At 56.0% G+C, this 257-nt stretch carries 1 pseudogene; it reads right to left on the bottom strand.

Going from position 1 to position 257, the window contains the following annotated elements:
• Positions 1 to 257, bottom strand: a pseudogene (locus SB756_RS32220) (guanosine-3',5'-bis(diphosphate) 3'-diphosphatase); the annotation flags it as partial.

Genomic DNA, 257 nt, shown 5'->3' with positions numbered 1-257 from the left:
CGCCCGCTGACGCGGCAGGGAATGCCCGCTTCCTGCAAACGGCCGTCGATCTCAGAAAGAATCTTCTGGATCATCTCTTTACGATTACCGCGCGCGGCTTTCACCACCTCTTTAATGACCCGATAACGGTTCGGATAGAGGGCCTCAAAACCGAGCTCTTCCAGCTCTGTTTTAAGATGATGAATACCCAGGCGGTGCGCCAGCGGACTGTAAATCTCTAACGTTTCCAGCGCGATGCGGCGACTGTTGTCCGGGCG

It is taken from the genome of Pseudomonas sp. SIMBA_068 (assembly GCF_046534705.1).
In the GTDB taxonomy this organism is placed as follows: domain Bacteria; phylum Pseudomonadota; class Gammaproteobacteria; order Pseudomonadales; family Pseudomonadaceae; genus Aquipseudomonas; species Aquipseudomonas putida.
Note: the sequence above shows the minus strand (reverse complement) of the source record. Positions and strands in the feature narration are given on the sequence as shown.